This is a genomic window from Micromonospora sp. WMMD708 (genome assembly GCF_049315245.1).
Classification (GTDB): domain Bacteria; phylum Actinomycetota; class Actinomycetes; order Mycobacteriales; family Micromonosporaceae; genus Micromonospora; species Micromonospora wenchangensis.
This window is the reverse complement of record NZ_CP186060.1, coordinates 2,231,129-2,250,654: the sequence shown is the minus strand read 5'-3', so window position 1 is coordinate 2,250,654 and position 19,526 is coordinate 2,231,129. Positions and strand designations below refer to the sequence as shown.

Sequence of the window (19,526 nt, the reverse complement as noted above, 5' to 3'; positions counted from 1 at the left end):
CCGGGATCGACCCGGATCGGCCCGTGCTCCGTTGTGGAGGGGGGCCGACGGCCCGGGTGGAGGGAGAAGAGCATGGGTACGGTGCTGTTCCGGCGGCCGGCACGGCGCGGCGGGCCGGAGATGCCCACCGGGGAGCTGACCCTCCAGGAGCCGCCCGAGCTGAGCGAGCCGCAGCACAACGGCGCCCGGCAGGCGATGATGGTGCTGCCGATGGCGCTGATGACCGGCGTGATGATGCTGATGTTCATGGGCCCGTCACGGGGCCCGCTGACCTGGGTGATGGCCGGCATGATGGCGGTGGCCATGGGCGGGGTGATGATCGGTTCCGTCATCGCCAGCAGCGGGGAACGCAAGCAACGCCACGGCGGTGACCGCCGCGACTACCTGCGCTATCTCGCCCAGCACCGCCGCCGGGTCCGCCGGTTCGCCCAGGACCAGCGTGACTCCAGCCTGTGGCGGCACCCCGACCCGGCGTCGCTGTGGTCGCTGGCGATGACCACCCGACGCTGGGAACGCCGCCCCACCCACCCGGACTTCCTGGAGATCCGGGTCGGCACCGGCGAACAGCGGCTGGCGGTCCGGATCGCGCCGATGCAGACCAAACCGGTCGAGGACCTCGAACCGGTCGCCGCGAAGGCGCTGCGCCGGTTCATCCGGGCGTACAGCACCCTGCCGGACCAGCCGGTGGCGCTGTTCCTGCCGGGCTTCGCCGAGATCCGGGTGACCGGGGACCGGGCGGCGGCGCGGGCGCTGCTGCGGGCCCTGCTCACCCAGCTCGGCGCGTTGCACGCGCCGGAGGAGGTCCGGGTGGCGCTCTGCGTCGACCCGGCCGGGTCGGCGGCCTGGGAGTGGGTCAAGTGGCTGCCACACGCCCAGCACCCCACCGAACAGGACGCCGCCGGGGCGGCGCGGCTGGCCGCCGACGGGATCGAACGCCTCGAACGGCTGCTCGGCGCGGAGTTCACCGGCCGTCCCCGCTACGAGCCGGGCGTCACCCCCGACCGGGAGGAGCCGTACGTGGTGGTGGTCCGCGACGGCGGCCGGGTGCCGGCCGGTCACCGGCTCACCACCGGCGGCTACCGCAACGCGGTCTTCGTCGACCTGGACGACCCGCCGGTCGCCACCGGCAAGGGCATCCTCAACCTGGAGGTCGCCGACGGCACGCTGACCATGCTCGGGCGGGACCGGGTGGGCCAGGAGACCCGGCAGGTGCTCGCCGCCCCCGACCTGCTCGGCCCGGCGGCGGCCCGCACGGTCGCCCGGCTGCTGTCGCCCTACCGGCTGGCGGTCAGCACCGAACTGGCCCCCGAACCGATGAAGGCCGACTTCGACCTGGGCACGCTGCTGAGCATCCCCGACCTGGAACGGTTGGAGCTGGCCGCGCTGCGCGACCGGCGCGGGCCGGACGAGCGGCTGCGGGTGCCGATCGGGGTGGACGCCACCGGCGCCCCGGTCGAGCTGGACCTCAAGGAGTCCGCGCTGGGCGGCATGGGCCCGCACGGGATGCTGATCGGCGCGACCGGCTCCGGCAAGAGCGAGCTGCTGCGGACGCTGGTGCTGGCGTTGGCCGTCACGCACTCCTCGGAGACGCTCAACCTGGTCCTGGTCGACTTCAAGGGCGGGGCGACGTTCCTCGGCCTGGACCGGCTGCCGCACACCTCGGCGGTGATCACCAACCTGGCCGACGAGGCGTCGCTGGTCGGCCGGATGCGCGACGCCCTGCACGGCGAGCTGGTCCGCCGGCAGGAGCTGCTGCGGGCCGCCGGCGGCTACAGCTCGGTGCTGGAGTACGAGAAGGCCCGGGCCGGCGGCACCCCGCTGGACCCGTTGCCCACCCTCTTCGTGGTCGTCGACGAGTTCTCCGAGCTGCTCGCCGCGCACCGGGACTTCATCGACCTGTTCGTGATGATCGGGCGGCTCGGCCGTTCGCTGGCCGTGCACCTGCTGCTGGCCAGCCAGCGCGTCGACGACGGCCGGATCGGGCAGTTGGAGTCGCACCTGTCGTACCGGATCGGCTTGCGGACCTTCTCGGCGATGGAGTCCCGCTCGGTGATCGGGGTGCCCGACGCCTACGAGTTGCCGGCCGCCCCGGGCAACGGCTACCTGCGGATGGACGTCTCGACACTGCTGCGGTTCAAGGCCGCGTACGTCTCCGGCGAGTACCGTCCCCGCCGGGCCCGGGTCCGGCAGGAGGTGGTCCAGCGGCAGGTGGTGCCCTACCGGCTGGACCCGGTGACGGCGGAGCAGCCGACCCCGCCGGTGCGGCCCGTCGACACCGCACCCGCGACCGACCCGGCCCGACCGGACAGGCCGACCGCAGCGGCCGGTCCGGCGGAGTCCGCCACACCGCCGGTGGACGGGGCGGAGCCGGCCGCGCGCAGCGTGTTCGCGATCGTCACCGACCAGCTCGTCGACTCCGGGCCACCGGCCCACCAGGTCTGGCTGCCGCCGCTGGGCGAATCCCCCACCCTGGACAGCCTGCTGCCGGCGCTGACCCCCGACCCCGACCTCGGGCTGGTCGCCGCGGACTGGCCCGGCAACGGCCGGCTGGTCGTCCCGCTCGGTTTCATCGACAAGCCCTACGAGCAGCTGCGCGACCTGCTCACCGTGGACCTGTCCGGGGTGGGTGGGCACATCGGCGTGGCCGGCGGCACCCGCAGCGGCAAGAGCACCCTGATCCGGACCCTGATCTGCGCGCTGGCGCTCACCCACCGCCCCACCGACGTGCAGTTCTACTGCCTGGACTTCGGCGGCGGCACCCTGGGCACCGTCGCCGGCCTGCCGCACGTGGGCAGCGTCGCCGGCCGGCTCGACACCGACCGGGTCGGCCGGACCGTCGCCGAGGTGACGGGCCTGATCAACCAGCGGGAACGGCGTTTCACCGAGCAGGGCATCGACAGCATCCAGACCTACCGCCGGCTGCGCGCCGAGGGTCAGGTCGCCGACGACCCGTACGGCGACGTGTTCCTGGTGGTCGACGGCTGGTTCACGCTACGGCAGGAGTTCGAGCCGCTGGAGGTGGCGCTGCGGCAGATCGCCGCCCGGGGGCTCAACTTCGGTGTCCACCTGATCGTCAGCGCGGCCCGCTGGTCGGAGGTGCACCACAGCATGCGCGACCAGCTCGGCATCAAACTGGAACTGCGTCTCGGTGACGCCGTCGACTCGGCCATCGACCTGCGGTTGGCGGCCACCGTGCCGCGTGCGCCGGGGCACGGCCTCACCCCCGAGAAGCTGCACTTCCTGGGGGCGCTGCCGCGCATCGACGGGGTGGCCGACCCGGCGAGCACCGCCGAGGGGGCGCGTGAGCTGGCCGGCACGGTGGCCGAGTTCTGGGCCGGGCCGGTGGCGTCGCCGGTGCGTACCCTGCCGGCGGTGCTGCCCGCCGCCGACCTGCCGCCGGCCGAGGGCGACCTGTGGGTGCCGCTCGGCCTGGACGAGACGGATCTGAAGCCGTACTGGCACGACTTCGCGGAGCTGCCGCACCTGACCGGGCTCGGCGACAGCCAGAGCGGCAAGACCAACCTGCTGCGCCACCTGGCCCGCATGATCGTCGGCCGGTTCACCCCGGCCGAGGCGCGCATCCTGATCGTCGACTACCGACGGCAGCTGTTCGACTCGGTGCCCGCCGAGTACCGCCTCGGCTACTCGGTCTCCACCGACTCCACCCGGGAGACCGTCGCCGACGCCGTGGTCGGCCTCAAGGGACGGTTGCCGGGCAAGGAGATCAGCCCCGAGCAGTTGCGCCGCCGCGACTGGTGGACCGGACCGCGGCTGTTCGTGCTGGTCGACGACTTCGAGATGCTCGCCGGGCAGGACAACCCCCTGCAACCCCTCATCCCGTACGTCCCGCACGGTGTCGACATCGGGTTGCACATGGTGGTCGTCCGGGGCACCGCGAACCTGATGCGGATGTCGATGGACCCGCTGCTGCGTCGCCTCCAGGAGGCCAGCAGCCCGGACGTCGCACTGTCCTGCCCGCCGACGGAGGGGCCGCTGCTGGGCGGGGTGAAGGGGCGGCACCTGCCGCCCGGCCGGGCGATGGTGCTGACCCGACGCGGACACCGGATGATCCAGACCGCGTACGTCGAACCCGACCCCGTGCCGGTCGGCTGACCGCCGTCCGGGCGGCACGGGCCCCGGTGGTGCGGCGGGGCTGGCCGGGCCGGTGGTGCCGCAGGGGCGGTGGTGCGCCGGGCCGGGTCAGCGCCGACGCCGACGCCGCAGGCCGACGGTGAGGGTGACCAGCGTGAGGATCGCCGCCAGCACGGTGATCGCGCCGGCCGGGCTCCTGCGCTGGACGGTGGTGGCGACGCCGGCCGGGGTGGCGTTCACCGCCGCCGCCGGATTGATCATGCCCCAGCCGTGCCACGGGTCGGGTCCGGCCGCCGGGGGTGCCGCCCCGTCGGCCGTGGCCGTGACCCGGGCCGCCGCCTCGACCGCGTCCAACCGGGGCGCGCTGGAGCGGACCAGGGCGACCAGCCCGGCGACGAACCCCACGGCGTAGTCCGTGCCGGTGCCCTGCACCTCGCCCGAGCCGATCCCGAGACCCACCACGTCCACGCCCGGCGCCACCACGTCGACCTCCCCCGGCCGGTGCACCTCGGCCAACCTGTCGTCCGGGCCCACCGCACCGACCCGCAGCACCCCCGGGGGCACAGCGGCGCCCTTCGCCGCCGTCGCCGGGCGGGCCGCCACCACCACGGTGGTCCCCTGGGTGACCGCCGCGCGCAACGCCGCGACCACCCGCTTGTCGGCGGTGTCCACCGAGCCGCCGACCACGGCCACCCTGGCTCCGGCCGTGGTCGCCACCCGCAGCGCGGCGACCAGCTCGGTCGACTCCGCCGTCCCGGCGGCCATGCCGACCCGGACGGGCAGGACTGTCGCCTCGGGGGCGAGACCGACGAAACCGTTGCCCCGCTGCCGGGCGGCGGCGACGATCCCGGCCAGCGCGGTGCCGTGCCCGGTGCAGTCCCGGTCCCCCCGGGCGTCGCCGCCGGCGCCGGCGTCCGCACCGGGACGGACCCGGCCGGCCAGGGCCGGCGGGGTGGCGTCCACTCCGGAGTCGATGACCGCGACCGTGACCCCCGCGCCCCGGCCCCGGGTCCAGGCCACCTCCGGGGTCAGTCGTAACTGCGCCCAGGGCACCCCGCCGATCCGCCGCTTCGGGGGCACCGTGCAGACCAGGGCGCTGGTCGGCGCGGCGCTCGGCCGGGGGCGGGGGGTCGCCGCCGGGCGGGCCGGGGTGAAGGTCGGCAGCGGGCCGTAGCTGACGCCCTCGCCGACGGCGTCCCAGGGCAGCACCAGGACCCAGCCAGGACGCAGCACGGCGGGGTCGGTGACCGCGATGCCGTCCGGCTGGACCCGGCCCTTGTTCAGGGCGAAGATCTCCGGGTACCGCTGTGCGTCGCCGAGGACCCGCAACGCGACCTCCCAGAGGTGTTCGACCCGGCCCTGCTCCGCGCCGACCACCAGGTACTTCACGAAGCCGGTCGGCGCGGTGCCCGGCCGGGCCGGCGCGGCCGTGGGCGAGGGCACGGGGGCGGCCGTCGCCGGTGCCGCCACGGCCACCGTCGACGCCGGGACGGCGAGCCCACCGAGCAGCAGGGCGACCAACAGGCGTGACCAGCGGGTCCGGTGGCGTCCGGTCACCGGAAGCGGGCGGGACAGCGCTACCTCCCAGCGTCGTCGTGGCCCGCCCAGGCTACGGCCTTCCCCGTACCGACCCCGGGTCCGGTCGATTGCGATTCGGCCAACCGTACGGGCGGACGGCGAAGCCGGACTGAACAGATCGCCGGTCGCCGCCGTTGTAGGCAGCGGCCGGGGAAGGGCTGCACCCCGGTGGAGGACCAAGGAGGCTGAGCGTGCGACTCCCGACCACTACCGGCACCGGGCGACAGGTGACCCGACGGTTCACCCTCCGGTCGAGGCGGCGCGGCATCGTCGTCACGACGGCGGCGGTCCTGGCCGCCCTCCTGCTCGCCGCCGCCCACGCCGCAGGGACGGTGCCCGCCAGGGCGACGCCGACCGACCGGGGGTCCGTCCACCCGGCACCGTCACACGTGGGGTCGGTCGGGACGGTGTCCGCCGACCCGACGCCGACCGCCACGAACTCCGCCGACGCGACGCCGGCCGGGCGGTACTACGTGGTGGGGCCGCCGGTGGGCGGTCAGCGGGAGTACCTGTACCAGATCGCGGCCACCACCCTCGGCGACGGCAACCGGTACCGGGAGGTCTTCGAGCTGAACCGGGGCCGCCGCCAGCCCGACGGCGGACGGTTGACCGACCCGACCGAACTGCGCCCCGGCTGGGTGCTGGCGCTGCCCCCCGACGCGCGGGGGCCGGGGGTGCGCATCGGCCCGCTGCCCCCGACCGGCGCGGACGCCACCCCACCGGCCACGGCCGACCCGGGGCACACCGGCCAACTGGTCGTGCTGGCCGGACTCGCCGCCGTCGCCCTGCTCGTCGCCACCCTGCTGCGCCGGTCGCCCCGACGTCGTCGTGCCCTGCCCGGCCGCCCCGCCCGGCTCGCCCTCGCCGCAGGCGGCACGACACCGCCTCTCCCGCACCCGTCCGCCGGATTCGCCCCGTCCATCGACGGTGTCCCCACCGCCGGGCCGACCGGAACCCCGGACCCGGCACGACCCGGCACGGCACGACGACAGTCCCCCATGGACCCGGCCGCCCCGGGGGCACGCGTCGACGCGGCGGCCCGGCCCACCCCGGGTCGTACGGTCGAGGTCGCCGACGCCGGCCCGGTGCCGGACGTCGACGGCGCCCTCGACACCGAGGTGACCTCGCCCGCCGGCACCCTGGTGGTCCGGGTACCCGGGGTGGCGGGCGGCGGGCAGCCGCACCACGCCTGGCAGATCCCGGCGCAGCCCCGGCCGTCGATGCGGCTCCCGGTCCGGCTCGGCCACCGGCGGGGCTGGGCGCTCTGGGTCGACCTGGCCGCCACCTCGGACGTGTTCACGGTCACCGGCCCGGTCGAGGCCGCCCGCCACCGGGCCCGGACGATCGCCGAGCAGGTGCACGCCGCCGGGCACACGGTCACCGTGATCGGTGACCTGTTCGGACCCGACCTACCCGACGGTTGGGTCCGCCGGGCGGCCTTCCCCACCGGGGAGGCGGACCTGCCCGCCGGCACCGGGGTGCTGTGCAGCGCCGCCCTGTCCGGCCCCGAGTTGGCCTTCGCCCGCCGGATCGCCGCCCTGACCGGGCACCGACTGGTGCCGATCGTCGTCGGCCGGGCGTTGCGCGCCCGCTGGTCGGTGACCGTCCGACCGGGCGCCTCCTCTCCCGAACTCGTCGCCGCCGTCCCGGCCGGTGCGGCGCACGGCGGCGGGTCACCCGACGGCGGGCTCTCCGCAGACGGCGGCACACCGTGACCGGCGGTCGGTTTCCCGGCGACCCGGGTGAACCGTGACCGGCGGTGCGCCGTTGTGGTCCCGGGGTGCCACGTCGGCCGGCCCCGCCGGGCCGGGGCGTCGCACCGGCCGATGCCCGCTGGTGACGAGGAGACGGTGGATGAGCCGGTTACTGGTGTCCTGGGCCCGGTCGCTCGGTTGCCTCGTGGCGACCTGCACGCTGGTGCTCACCCCGCCCGCCCCGGTCCGGGCGGCCCCACCGCCATCTCCGACGTACGTCAAGTACTACCCGGTGTCCGACGGGACCGACGGTGCGGTGACGGACCTGACCGGGGTGGCCGCGCGGTTCCTGGCCGATCCCGACCGGGCCGACGAGGTCTACCGGCTCAACGAGGGACGCCGGCAACCCGACGGCCGGGCCCTGACCGCCGTCGGGCAGCGGCTGTCCCCCGGTTGGCTGCTGGTGCTGCCGTGGGACGCCTCCGGCGACGAGGTCCGCTACGGCCTACTGCCGGCGAACGTCCCGACGGCGAAACCGGCCCGCCCCGCCCCGGGCACGGTCGGTAAGGGCTGTGTCCCCGCCACCTCCGGGGACGGCGGCTCCCCGTGGACGGACCCAAAGTTGTCCCCGGCGCGCGCCTGGCCGCACAGCACGGGTGCCGGGGCGTTGGTGGCGGTGGTCGACTCCGGCATCGACGGGGAACTGGCCGCCCTCGCCGGGCGGGTCGTCCCCGGGTCGGACGTCATCACCGGCAAGGCCCGCGCCGACACCGACTGCCTGGGCACCGGCACAGCGATGGCGAGTGTGATCGCGGCCGCCTCCGGCACCGGGTCACCCGCGCCACCGGTGGTCGGCGTCGCCCCCGAGGCGGCGGTCCTGCCGGTACGGATCGTCGCCGACGCCACCGACGCCGATCCGCAGCGGACCGCCCTCGGCATCGAGGTCGCCGTCTCGGCCGGCGCGACGGTGGTGGCCCTGGGCGGGTACGCGAAACTCACCGATCCCGCCGTGACCGAGGCCGTCCGGTCGGCCGTGGCGCACGACGTGGTGGTGGTCGCCCCCGCCGCCACCGCCGACGGCTCCCCGGCGCCGGCCCAGGAGGGGCTGCTCCGGGTCGCCGGCGTCGGTCCCGACCGTCGGCCCGTCCTGGCGTACCCGGCCGGTGGGGTCGACGTGACCGCGCCCGGCCTGGACGTGCCGACGCTCGGCGTCGGTGCCACCACGCCGCAGAACCGCACCGGCACCGAGTACGCCGTCGCCTACGTCGCCGGTGTCGCCGCACTGGTCCGGACGGCGCTACCCGGGGCGGACGCCGTCCAGGTGGCCCGCCGGATCACCACCACCGCCGCCCCGGGGACCCGGTCGAGCCCGAGTCCCGAGAACGGCTGGGGCATGGTCGACCCGCTGGCGGCGGTCAGCACCGGCCCGGACGCGACGCCGCCGGCCCGTGCCGACTCCGCCACCTGGCCCGCGCTGGTGGCCGTCGGGCTGGGTGTCCTCCTGCTCGCCGTGGTGGGGGTGTTCGCCCGGCGGGCCCGCCGGCTCACCCACCGGGCGGCGGTCACCGCCGGGCCCGTGACACCGACGCCCCCGTCCACGCCGGACGACCCGGCGGCACAGTGGGACGCGACCGCACACCCCGCCCCGACGGCACGCCCCGACCCTGCGGCACCTCAGGGCACGGCGGCACCGCACCCGGTCGCCGTCCCGCACGGGCCGGCGGTACCCCCCGGGTCGCCGGAGCCGGACGGGCCGACGGCACCTGGCGGACCGACGACGGTGACGCGGGGTGCGCTGCCGTGACCGGTCGGGCCGGCCGGGGTCGCGCCGGGGTCGTCGGAATGCTGGTCGGCCTCGGGGTTCTCCTCGCCCCGCCGGCCGGTTCCGCCGCAGCCGGGGAGCCACCTCCGCTGCCGACGACGGCGGGACGCTGTGTCGGACCGTCGCCGGTGACGGTCCGGGAGACGCCGTGGGCGCTGCGCCTGCTCGCCCCGCAGACCAGCTGGCCGTTGACCCGGGGGGCCGGGGTGGTGGTCGCCGTCGTGGACACCGGGGTGAGCGCCGCCGCACCCGCCCTGGCCGGGGCGGTCCGTCCGGGCGTCGACGTCTCCGGTGGGCGGGCCGACAGCGACTGCGTTGGTCGGGGCACCGCCCTGGCCGGCATCGTCGCGGCCCGGCCGACCGGCGACGGGGGGCCGGGCGGAATCGCCCCGGACGCCGAGATCCTGCCGGTGCGGATCACCGACGCGAACCGGCGGACCAGCCCGGCCCGGCTCGCCGCCGGCATCCGGCTCGCCACCACCGCCGGAGCGGACGTGATCCTGGTGGCCGCCGGGGTCACCTCGGCGACCCCGGACCTGGCCGACGCGGTACGGGCCGCGGTCGCCCGGGACATCCTGGTGGTCGCCGCCGTCACCGACCGGGGCGGGGAGAACGGCGGGGACCCTCCGGTCGGCTATCCGGCCGGGTTCCCCACGGTGCTGGCGGTGAACGCGGTCGGTGTCGACGGAGCGGCCGGTCCGGTGGCGGCCGACGCGGGCACCGACCTGGCCGCCCCCGGGGCCGGGCTGGGGATCGCCCCGAGCGGGTCCGGCCACTACCGGGTCGGCGGTGCGCCGGTCGCCGCCGCGTACGTCGCCGGGGTCGCCGCGTTGGTCCGGGCGTACCACCCGGGGTTGTCCCAGGCCGAGGTGCGCGCCCGGCTGGAGCACACGGCGATCCCGGGTGGCGGGTCGTCCCGGGCGGTCGGCGGTGGGACGCTCGACGCGTACGCGGCGGTCGCCGCGCTCGCGCCCCGGCAGGGCGACCCGCCGGTGCCGGTCCCGGCCGGGCCGGTCGTCGTGCCGGCCGCGCCCGGCCCGTCGCGGGCCGCCCGGGTGGCCGGCCTGACCGTCCTCGGCGCGCTCGTGGTGGCCCTGCTCGTCGCCGCCGCCTCGCTCACCAGGCGGGGCTCCCGCCGGCCCGGGTGAGCGGAAGGGGCACGGTGGCGGTCTTCGCGCTGCCGCTCGCGGTCGTCGCCCGACGCCCGCGCGGCCTGGTCGTCGCGGCGTCGACCCACGTGCTGGACCCACCTGACCTTCGTGGTCCGCGCGGTGTGGGCGGTGCACCGCTGGCCTCCCGGCGGGGCGTGCAGCGGGGCGGCGGTCGGTAGGATCGGCGGGTGGACCTGGATGTCGTGGCCGCCCGGCTCGGGGTGCCCGTCGGGGAGGTCGAGCGGGTGCACCGACTCGCCGGTGACCGGCCGTCGGCCCCGCTGCCCGCCCGCGCCGACGCGCCCGCGCTCCTCGACCGGCTGGGGGTGCTACCGGACGACGCCGCCGAGATCATGGCCGGCTGGCCGGACCCCGACTCTCCGGAGTGGACGCCGGAGCTGCGCTGGCTGCTCGACCGCTCGACCGCCCTGGTCCGCGCCGATCTCGGCGGGCACGAGTGGCTGTCGCCCGGCCCGGAGCTGCCCCGCGACCGGGGGCCGGCCTGGCGGCATCTCTACGTGTACGTCTACCTCGCCCTGGTCGACGTGGTCGGCGGATACCACCGCGAGCACGGCGTCGCCGGGGCCGTCACCTGGGCGACGCTGGCCGACCTGGGCCGTAACCTGGCGATCGACAGGCGGATGCGTGGCGAGGGCTGGCCGGTCATGCAGAGCTGGCTGACCCTGCACGTCCGGGGCGGCCTCTACGAGCTGGGCCGGCTCCAGCACGAGCGGGCCGGCACCGCCATCGGCCTGCACGTCCCCGATGCGGGGCCGATGAGCCCGGAGGCGGTCGACGCGTCCCTCGACGAGGCCCGCGAGTTCTTTCCCCGGCACTTCCCCGACGAGCACTACACCGCGTTCTCCTGCGGCTCCTGGCTGCTCGACCCGCAGCTGCGCGACTACCTCCCCGAGGATTCCAACATCGTCCGGTTCCAGCGCCGGTTCGAGTTGCTCCCCTACGTGCCGGCCGACGGCCCGGACGCCGACGTCGAGGTGCTCAGGTTCGCCTTCCGTACGCTCAGCACCCCGCTCGACCGGCTGCCCCGGCGGACCGTGCTGCAACGCGCGATCATCGACCACCTGGCCGCCGGTGGCCACTGGCACTGGCGGCACGGACGCTTCCCGCTCTAGGGTCGGCCCGCTCCCGTCGGCGGTGGCCCGGCACGGTCGTCGTCGGCCGGGGGCTGCGCCAACCGGCCGGCGATCCGTTCCAGGGCGACGAGGTCCTGCGGGGTGAGCCGGTCGACGAGGTGCCGCCGTACCGACTCGACGTGGACCGGCGCGGCGTCGCGCAGGGCGGCCATCCCCTGCCCGGTCAGCACGAGCAGGCAACCGCGCCCGTCCGCCGGGTCGGGCGCGCGGCGGAGCAGTCCGCGGGCTTCCATCCGGCTGGCGTGCCGGGACAGCCGGCTGCGTGACCAGCCCATCTTGTCGGCCTGCACGCCGAGGGTGCTGGTCTGTGCGGGCTGTTCCGACAGGGTGCTCAACACCTCGTAGTCGGCTTCGGACAGGCCGATCGCCGCCAGGTCGTGCGCGGTGCCGGCCTGGACGGCGACCATCACGCGCCGCAGGGCCCGCCAGGCCCGTTCCTCGGCGGGCGTCAGCCACCGCACCGACCCCGACTTCGTTGACATGTAATCAATCTAGCATCTAGTCTTCGTTTCCATGTCAACGAAACCGCTCCGTGTCCTCGCGCTGACCTGCGCCACCCGTCCGGGCGCGCTCGGTCCCGCCGTGAGCCGGTGGCTGCTCGACGCGGTCACCGGCCGGGCTGCGACACTCGACGTCGAGGTGGTTCCGGTGGCGCTCGGCGACCTGGAACTGCCGTTCCTCGACGAGGAGGAGTCGCCGTCGTCGGGCGTCCACCGGCACGACCACACCCGCCGCTGGAGCGCGACAGTCGATGCGGCGGACGGTTTCATCGCGGTCACCCCGGAGTACAACCACGGGATGCCGGCGACGCTGAAGAACGCGCTGGACTACCTCGCCGTCGAGTGGGCGTGGAAGCCGATCGGTTTCGTCAGCTACGGGCACACCTCGGCCGGCACCCGCGCCGTCGAGCACGCCAAGCAGGTGGTGACCGCCCTGCGGATGGTCCCGACGGGCGTCACGGTCGCCGTGCGCATCGGCGACGCCGTGCGCGACGGCCGGCTGCGGCCGGACACCGACCGCGACGCGGCCGGCGTCGCCCTGCTCGACGAGGTGGTCCGGCTCGCCCACGCCCTGCGGCCGATGCGCGAACGCGACCGGGCCACCCCCGGCCCGCTACCCGGGTCCTACGCCCGACGGCTCACCGGCGACGACGCGCCCGAGGTCACCGTGCTGCAACGATGCTGCTGGACGGAGGAGGCCCTGGTCAACGACACACTGGCCATCCCCCCGCTGCACGAGTCGGTGCCGGAGGTGCGCCAGTGGCTGGCGGACTGGCACACCATCGGCCTCTGGCGCGACGGTCGGCTGCTGGGCATGGTGCGGACCCGCACCGACGGCACCGACTGCCACCTCGGGCGGCTCGCCGTCGTACCCGACCTGCGCGGTCGGGGGTTGGGCCGGTGGCTGCTGCGCGCCGCCGAGGCGACCGCCGGGCCGCAGTGCCACCGCATGCTGCTGTTCACCGGTGCCCGGAGCCACCGCAACATCGACCTCTACCAGCGGATGGGCTACCGGTCGGTGCCGGTGTCCAGCCCGGACGGCACCGTCTGCCTCGCCCGGGATCCGGCCGAGGGCTAGCTAACCCAGGGTGGCCGCGAGCGCGGCGGCGTTCTCCCGGGCGGACGCGGCCCGTCGCGCCTCGTCGGCGGTGAGCACCACCCGCCCGGCGCGGTCCAACAGTTCGGTCGCGGTCGCCGGGTCGTCCAGACCCAGCGCCAGTTCCGCGCGGTAGACCAGGGCCTCCACGTGGACGACCGGGTCGTCCGCCGCGCCGGGGCGGGCCAGGGCGCCGTCGAGGATCCGGACGGCCTGACGCAGGTCACCCCGCGAGTCGGCCTGCACCACGGCGTCGGCCAACGCCCGGGCCAGCCGACCGACGGGCGGTGCCGACGAAGCGCCACCGCGGTGGACGACACGGACCCAGTTGCCGCCCGGGTCGACGATGCTGAACCCCGTCACCCCGTCGGCGTTACGCCGCGCCCGGGGCCGGGTCATCCGGGGCCGACCCGACACCGGCACCCTGCCGTAGGCGGCGCGCAGTCCGGCGGCGAACGCCCGGTGCATGCCCTCGATGTCGGGGGTGACGACCAGGCACGAGCCGTACGACTGCTCCGGGTCGAAGCCGGCGATCTCGAAGAAGTGCAGGCACAGGTCCTCCCATTGGACGACCACGTACGGGTTGGGTCGGCGTTGCCGGTAGGTGGTGTGGAATCCGAGCGCCCCGTAGAAGGCGAGGGTGTCGTCGATGGAGGCACAGGGCAGCAGCGGAACGGTCACCTCGTCGGCCATGCCTCCGTTCTACGCAGGGAACGCCGCCCGACGCACATGGAATTGACCTTTCGTCCAGGCCGGACACCCGGACGGTGGAGGCGGGTCGGGCGGTGCGGGTCAGCGGGAGCCCGCGCCGCCTCCTGTCGTCCCCGGACGGCCCTGCCAGTCCTCGGCTGCGGTGAGCGGCACGGGGTGGGGTCGCCGCACCGTCGTGTCCAACGTGATCCGCCGACCCTCGGCCGCCGACCGCAGCAGCCCGGTCATCGTGTCGAGGACGTGCAACGCCAGGTCACCGCCCGCCCGGGGGGCCCGGGTGGCGTCGGCCCGGACCGCGTCGATCAGGCCGAGACCCCGGGCGCCGGCCTGGTAACCCGCCGACGGGGCGAGCACCTGCCAGCCGTCGCCGCCGAGCGGGCACAGCCGGACCTCGCCGTCGAAGTAGTTCGGGTCGGGTACGGCGAGGGTGCCGGCCTCCCCGTGCACCTCGATCGGCGCGGCCGTCGTGGTCACCCCCTCGAAACTGGTGGTGATGGTGGACAGCACCCCGCTGTCGTGTTCGAGCACGCCCGACACGTGGGTGTCCACCAGGACGGGGACACGCTGGCCGAGGCGCGGGCCGTTGCCGATGACCCGCTCCGGGCGCAGCCGGCTGGCCGCCCCGGTCACCGCGCGCACCGGACCGAGCAGGTGGATCAGCGCCGACAGGTAGTAGGGCCCCATGTCCAGCAACGGGCCGCCACCCGGGGCGTAGTAGAAGTCCGGGTGGGGGTGCCAGCGCTCGTGCCCGGGGGTGACCATGACGGCCGAGGCGGCCAGCGGACGCCCGATCAGCCCGTCGTCGATCGCCGCGCGGGCCGTCTGGGTGCCGGTGCCCAGGACGGTGTCGGGCGCGCAGCCCACCCGTACCCCGGCCGCGGCGGCCCGGTCGAGGACCGTACGGCCCTGCGGCAGTTCCACGGCGAGCGGCTTCTCGACGTACACGTGCTTGCCGGCGTCGATCGCGGCGAGCGAGACCTCCACGTGGGCGGCGGGGATGGTGAGGTTGAGCACCGTCTGCACGTCGGGGTGGTCGAACAGGCGCGCGACGCTCGTCGCCTCGGCGTCGGGGAGGGCCGCCGCGGCCGCGGCCGACCGGTCGGCGTCGAGGTCGGCCACCGCGACGATGCGCAGCTCGGGGTGGTGGGCCAGGGTGTCCAGATAGGCGCGGGAGATGACCCCGAGCCCTACGACGCCGACGCGGTGCGGGTCGCCCACAGCATGCCCCTCTCGATGACGGTCCGCACGGACGGGTGCTCCAGCACGTCGAGGCTGTGCCCGGGGGTCGTCACGACGACCCGGCCGGCGCCCCAGTTCCGGGTCCAGATCGCCGGCGAGGTGACCGGCCGGTGCCAGGGGTGCCAGTCCCGGGTGGGGTGGACGGTGGTGGCCAGGACGTCGACCAGGTCGTCGTGCAGCACCCAGTACTGCTCGGTGACCAGCTCGAAGTCGGCGATCCCGGCGGTGATCGGATGCTGGCGGCCGAGGTCGGTGACCGTCACCGTGTGCGGAAGGAAGTTGTCCTCCTCGCCGCCGCGCCGCTCGCAGGGCTCCCGCCCCGGGTGGGTCGCGAACTGGCCGCCCACCAGGTGCAGGTAGTCCGACGAGGCGCGGAACGCGTCCACGATGCCGCCGTGCCAGCCGGTCAGGCCCGTGCCGGCGACGACCGCCGCCCGCAGCCCGGCCACCTGGTCGGCGGTGATCTCGGCCATGGTCATGCACTGCACGACGAGGTCGGTGCCGGCCATCGCGTCGGCGTCGGCGTAGACCTCGGTGGACTCCTCGATGCGTACGGAGTAGCCGTTGTCCTCAAGGAACGGCAGGAACAACTCCGTCGCCCGGACCGGCTGGTGGCCCTCCCAGCCACCGCGAACCACCAGTGCTCTGCGCTGCGTCACGCTCGCTCCCTCCACGGTCGACCGTCGGTCGGCCGGCGCCGTGCCGCCGGCGGGCGTGCCGGCCGGGCACTGGAAACCGTACCCGGATCCGCCGACACGATCGGCCCGCGCGGATCGCGGCACCGCCGACGGACTGGCCCCCGGTGGGTGGGATGCGGCTCAGGCCCGGGGCGTCCACGGGCGCAGGGCGACCTCGGTGGCCTGCTGGAGGGAGGCCCGGAGCGCGGCCGGGTCGGCCCGGCGTCGCGGGTCCTCCAGGAGCGTGGTCAGGGCGGCGGTGGCCGCACCGACGAACGCGCCGACCAGGGCGGCGGCGCTCACCTCGTCGAGACGGTCGGGATAGGCGGCGGCGAGGTGCCGGGCGATCTCGCGTTGACTCTCCCACTGCAGTTGCAGGGCCCGACCCCGGACGGCGGGCACCTCCATGGTCAGCCGGATCCGCAGCGCGGCAAGCGGACCGGTCATGTCCCCGCTCTCGTCGTTGGCCTGCCGCAGCGCGCGCAACAGCACCTCGGCCGGTTCCTCGTCGGGCGACCGCCCGGCGATGGCGTCGACCGCGACGCGTACCCGACGGTCGGCTTCCGGGAAGAGCAGGTCCTCCTTGCTCGGGAAGTAGCTGAAGAAGGTGCGGGTGCCGATGTCGGCGGCGGCGGCGATCTCGGCGATGGTGGTCGCCTCGTAGCCCTGGCGTCCGAACAGGTCGACGGCGGCGTCGACAAGCGCCTGCCGGGTGCGGGCCCGCTTGCGGTCGCGGAGGAACATCGGCACACCTTACCGCACCGAGCGCAAATCAGCACTCATTGCAATTCTGCACTGAGTGCGGAAAAGTTCGGGTCGTGCGTACAGTCCTCATCTCCGGGGCCGGCGTGGCCGGCCCGACCCTCGCCTACTGGCTGGCCCGCGCGGGCTGGCGGCCCACGGTGGTCGAACGCGCGGCCGGGCAACGGTCCAGCGGCAACCCGGTCGACGTCCGCGGCCCGGCCCTGCCGGTCGTCGAACAGATGGGCCTGGTGGATGCCCTGCGGGCGGCGGCCACCCACGCCAAGGGCGTGCGGCTCGTCGACCCGGCCGGCCGGCCCGGTCGCCGCATCGCGATGCCCGCCACCCGCAGCCCGGCCGGCACGGCGGAGATCGAGGTGCCCCGCGCCGACCTCGCCCGCATCCTGCACGACGCGGCCCGCGACGACGCCGAGTTCCGGTACGACGACACCGTCACCCGACTCGACCAGGACCCCGACGGGGTGGACGTCACCTTCGCCACCGGCCCGCCCCGCCGGTTCGACCTGGTCGTCGGCGCGGACGGGCTGCACTCGACGGTCCGCCGGCTCGCCTTCGGCCCGGAACGCGACGTCGTCCGCCACCTCGGCCTCTACGTGGCCACCACACCGCTCGGCGAGGCACCGGAGCACCCCCACGACGTCCTGCTGCACAACACACCGGGCCGGCTCGTCGCGATCCACCCGGTCCGGGGCGAGGCGGGGGTCGCCTTCATCTTCCGGCACCCGGCCGTCGCCGACTTCGACCACACCGACACGGCCCGGCACCGGCAGATCCTCACCGACGCGTACGCCCGGGAACGTGGCTGGCGGATCCCCGAGTTGCTGGCCCGGGCCCGGCAGGCGGACGACCTCTACTTCGACGCGGTCACCCGGGTGGTGCTGCCGTGCTGGTCCAGCGGGCGGGTCACGTTGCTCGGCGACGCGGCGGCCTCGGTGTCGTTGTTCGGCGACGGGTCGAGCCTGGCCATCGCCGGGGCCCGGACCCTGGCCGCCGCCCTCGCCGGGCACGAACCCGCCGCCGCCCTGCGCCGCTACGAGGCCGAGCACCGTCGCCGCACCGACCGTCGCGGGCGGTCCACCGGCCTCGTGGCGTCGGTGCTGGTCCCGAGGAGTCGCCCGGGTGTCGCCGTCCGCAACGCGCTCGCCCGGGTGCTGCCGGCCGGCTGACCCCGGGAGGGCACCCCGACGACGCTGCCCACCCGCGCCGCCGGGGCACCGGACGGACGCCCGCCGCCCGTACGATTTCCCCGTGCGCGAGCTGCTGCGATCCTGGTGGCGTGAGCCCCGCCCGGCGCGCCCTGCGCCGCACGGGTGGCGCGACCGGATGCTGATCGCCCTGCTCGCGGCGGTGGCGCTGGTGGAGGGGCTCATCCGGTGGGGCAGCCTGCCGCAGCCGGCGGCCGTGCCGGTCCTGATCGGTGTCGGTCTCGCCCCGGTCCTGCTGTGGCGGCGGAGCCGGCCGCTGCTCGTGACGCTCGTCGCCTTCCCGGTCTGCGCCGTGGGCGAGGTCATCGTCGGGGGCGACCTCGGCCTGCACACGCTTGCCTACCTGCTGCTGGCGGTGTTCGCGCTGACCCGCTGGGGGTCGGGGCGGGAGGCCGGGTTCGGTGCGATCCTCGTCGCCGCGAAGATCACCTGGTCGACTGTGGTCGGCCACCTCGGCCCGGACGACGCCCTCACGGGGGCCGGGGTGGTCGCGGCGGCGCTCGCGGTCGGGGCCGCGCTGCGCTGGCGGGACCGGGCCCGCCGGCGGGAGGTCGAGCAGGTGACGCTGCGCGAGCGGGAACGGCTGGCCCGCGACCTGCACGACACGGTCGCCCACCACGTGTCCGCGATAGCCGTCCGGGCCCAGGCCGGGCTCGCCCTGCTGGAGACCCGACCCTCGGCCGCCGCCGACGCGTTACGGCTGATCGAGACGGAGGCGAGCCAGGCCCTGACCGAGATGCGCACCCTGGTCCGGGCCCTGCGCCGCGACGAGCCGGCCGACCGGGAGCCGAGCCCCCGCATCGCCGACCTGCGGCAGTTGGCGGACCGGACCGGTGACGGTCCGGCCGTCGAGGTGGACCTGGTCGGCGACCTGGACGGCCTGCCGGCCCCGGTGGCGGCCACGATCTGCCGGCTGGCCCGGGAGTCGGTCACCAACGCCCGCCGCCACGCCCGGGAGGCGACCCGGATCACAGTCCGGGTCGTGGCCGACGAGGACACGGTACGGCTGCGGGTCAACGACGACGGCGTCGGCCCGCCGGCACCCCGACGTGACGGCTACGGGCTGGTCGGGATGCGGGAACGGGCCCACCTGCTCGGCGGCTCGCTCGACGCCGGCCCCGAGGAGGACCACGGGTGGACGGTCACCGCCGCGCTGCCCCGGGCCGTGTCATGAACGGCGGGACCCGGGTACGGGTGCTCGTGGCCGACGACCAGGAGATCGTGCGGACCGGGCTGGCGATGATCCTCGCCGCGCAGCCCGACGTCGAGGTAGTCGGCGAGGCGGCCACCGGGCAGCGGGCGGTCGAGCTGGCCCGGCGGCTGCGCCCCGACGTGTGCCTGTTCGACATCCGGATGCCCGGCGTGGATGGGATCGAGGCGACCCGGCTGCTGGCCGGTCCGGGGGTCGCGGACCCGATGGCGGTGGTGGTCATCACGACGTTCGACCTGGACGAGTACGTCTACGCCGCGCTGCGCGCCGGGGCCCGGGGCTTCCTGCTCAAGGACTGCGGCCCGGCCCTGCTCACCCAGGCCGTCCACGCGGCGGCCGCCGGGGACGCGCTGATCGCGCCGCAGGTCACCACCCGGCTGCTCCGGGCGTTCGCCGACGCCGGCCCGGCCACCCCGCCCCGCCAGCCGGTCGACCGGCTCACCGACCGGGAGGAGCAGGTGCTGGGGGCGGTGGCCCGGGGACGCACCAACACCGAGATCTCCGCCGAGCTGCACATCACGCTGAGCACGGTCAAGACGCACGTCGCCAGCCTGATGGCGAAGCTGGGGGCCCGTAACCGGGTCGAGGTCGCGATGTGGGCGTACGAGACCGACCGGCTGCGCGGCGGCTGAGGC

The 19,526-nt window shown here is 75.8% G+C and carries 15 protein-coding genes; 9 read left to right on the top strand and 6 right to left on the bottom strand.

Annotation, left to right across the window (positions count from 1 at the left end):
- Positions 1–72: 72 nt before the first annotated feature.
- The gene (gene eccCa, locus ACN260_RS10160) at positions 73–4,113 is read left to right on the top strand and encodes a type VII secretion protein EccCa (protein WP_422755711.1); all 4,041 of its coding nucleotides are present in this window, start codon (positions 73–75) and stop codon (positions 4,111–4,113) included.
- An 87-nt stretch (positions 4,114–4,200) separates the two neighbouring features.
- Here eccCa and ACN260_RS10155 read toward each other — a convergent pair whose 3' ends face one another.
- Positions 4,201–5,649, bottom strand: coding sequence for a S8 family peptidase (locus ACN260_RS10155; RefSeq protein WP_422755710.1), 1,449 nt, complete (start codon positions 5,647–5,649; stop codon positions 4,201–4,203).
- A 212-nt stretch (positions 5,650–5,861) separates the two neighbouring features.
- Between ACN260_RS10155 and ACN260_RS10150 the strand changes: the two genes are divergently transcribed.
- The 4 genes from ACN260_RS10150 (at position 5,862) to ACN260_RS10135 (ending at position 11,470) form a co-directional block, all read left to right on the top strand.
- A complete protein-coding gene (locus ACN260_RS10150) occupies positions 5,862–7,385 on the top strand; it encodes a hypothetical protein (protein ID WP_422755709.1) in 1,524 nt (507 codons plus the stop codon).
- Between the two features lie 139 nt (positions 7,386–7,524).
- Entirely contained in the window at positions 7,525–9,168 is a 1,644-nt protein-coding gene (locus ACN260_RS10145) for a S8 family serine peptidase (protein WP_422755708.1), read from the top strand.
- A complete protein-coding gene (locus ACN260_RS10140) occupies positions 9,165–10,334 on the top strand; it encodes a S8 family serine peptidase (RefSeq protein ID WP_422755707.1) in 1,170 nt (389 codons plus the stop codon). Before ACN260_RS10145 ends, ACN260_RS10140 begins: the two co-directional genes overlap by 4 nt.
- A 191-nt stretch (positions 10,335–10,525) precedes the next feature.
- A complete protein-coding gene (locus tag ACN260_RS10135; RefSeq protein WP_422755706.1) occupies positions 10,526–11,470 on the top strand; it encodes an acyltransferase domain-containing protein in 945 nt (314 codons plus the stop codon).
- On the opposite strand, the gene ACN260_RS10130 is transcribed toward ACN260_RS10135, so the two are convergent.
- The gene (locus ACN260_RS10130; protein ID WP_422755705.1) at positions 11,467–11,973 is read right to left on the bottom strand and encodes a MarR family winged helix-turn-helix transcriptional regulator; all 507 of its coding nucleotides are present in this window, start codon (positions 11,971–11,973) and stop codon (positions 11,467–11,469) included. The genes ACN260_RS10135 and ACN260_RS10130 overlap by 4 nt on opposite strands.
- Before the next feature lie 31 nt (positions 11,974–12,004).
- On the opposite strand from ACN260_RS10130, the gene ACN260_RS10125 reads away from it, so the two are divergent.
- Positions 12,005–13,069, top strand: coding sequence for a GNAT family N-acetyltransferase (locus ACN260_RS10125; protein ID WP_422755704.1), 1,065 nt, complete (start codon positions 12,005–12,007; stop codon positions 13,067–13,069).
- On the opposite strand, the gene ACN260_RS10120 is transcribed toward ACN260_RS10125, so the two are convergent.
- From ACN260_RS10120 to ACN260_RS10105, 4 genes are all read right to left on the bottom strand, one after another.
- On the bottom strand, positions 13,070–13,780 hold the full coding sequence (locus ACN260_RS10120) for a VOC family protein (RefSeq protein ID WP_422755703.1): 711 nt from the start codon (positions 13,778–13,780) through the stop codon (positions 13,070–13,072).
- Between the two features lie 99 nt (positions 13,781–13,879).
- Positions 13,880–15,016 carry a Gfo/Idh/MocA family protein gene (locus tag ACN260_RS10115; protein ID WP_422755702.1) on the bottom strand — a complete coding sequence of 379 codons (1,137 nt, stop codon included), beginning with the start codon at positions 15,014–15,016 and terminating at the stop codon, positions 13,880–13,882.
- Positions 14,986–15,696 (bottom strand): ThuA domain-containing protein, encoded by a 711-nt coding sequence (locus ACN260_RS10110; RefSeq protein WP_422755701.1) that lies wholly within the window; start codon positions 15,694–15,696, stop codon positions 14,986–14,988. The genes ACN260_RS10115 and ACN260_RS10110 overlap by 31 nt, the downstream gene beginning before the upstream one ends.
- Before the next feature lie 159 nt (positions 15,697–15,855).
- A complete protein-coding gene (locus ACN260_RS10105; protein WP_422755700.1) occupies positions 15,856–16,458 on the bottom strand; it encodes a TetR/AcrR family transcriptional regulator in 603 nt (200 codons plus the stop codon).
- A gap of 74 nt (positions 16,459–16,532) precedes the next feature.
- Here ACN260_RS10105 and ACN260_RS10100 point away from each other — a divergent pair, with 74 nt between their 5' ends.
- The 3 genes from ACN260_RS10100 (at position 16,533) to ACN260_RS10090 (ending at position 19,523) form a co-directional block, all read left to right on the top strand.
- Positions 16,533–17,642 (top strand): FAD-dependent monooxygenase, encoded by a 1,110-nt coding sequence (locus tag ACN260_RS10100; protein WP_422755699.1) that lies wholly within the window; start codon positions 16,533–16,535, stop codon positions 17,640–17,642.
- Positions 17,643–17,724: 82 nt separating this feature from the next.
- Entirely contained in the window at positions 17,725–18,855 is a 1,131-nt protein-coding gene (locus ACN260_RS10095; RefSeq protein ID WP_422755698.1) for a sensor histidine kinase, read from the top strand.
- Positions 18,852–19,523, top strand: a complete 672-nt coding sequence (locus ACN260_RS10090) for a response regulator transcription factor (protein WP_307826029.1) — start codon at positions 18,852–18,854, stop codon at positions 19,521–19,523. The genes ACN260_RS10095 and ACN260_RS10090 overlap by 4 nt, the downstream gene beginning before the upstream one ends.
- Positions 19,524–19,526: the final 3 nt, after the last annotated feature.

Bases quoted from the DNA above. Each gene is read 5' to 3' on its own strand.
- eccCa (WP_422755711.1), top strand. From the start codon at position 73: ATGGGTACGGTGCTGTTCCGGCGGCCGGCACGGCGCGGCGGGCCGGAG.
- ACN260_RS10145 (WP_422755708.1), top strand. From the start codon at position 7,525: ATGAGCCGGTTACTGGTGTCCTGGGCCCGGTCGCTCGGTTGCCTCGTG.
- ACN260_RS10130 (WP_422755705.1), bottom strand. From the start codon at position 11,973: ATGTCAACGAAGTCGGGGTCGGTGCGGTGGCTGACGCCCGCCGAGGAA.
- ACN260_RS10125 (WP_422755704.1), top strand. From the start codon at position 12,005: ATGTCAACGAAACCGCTCCGTGTCCTCGCGCTGACCTGCGCCACCCGT.
- ACN260_RS10120 (WP_422755703.1), bottom strand. From the start codon at position 13,780: ATGGCCGACGAGGTGACCGTTCCGCTGCTGCCCTGTGCCTCCATCGAC.
- ACN260_RS10105 (WP_422755700.1), bottom strand. From the start codon at position 16,458: ATGTTCCTCCGCGACCGCAAGCGGGCCCGCACCCGGCAGGCGCTTGTC.
- ACN260_RS10090 (WP_307826029.1), top strand. From the start codon at position 18,852: ATGAACGGCGGGACCCGGGTACGGGTGCTCGTGGCCGACGACCAGGAG.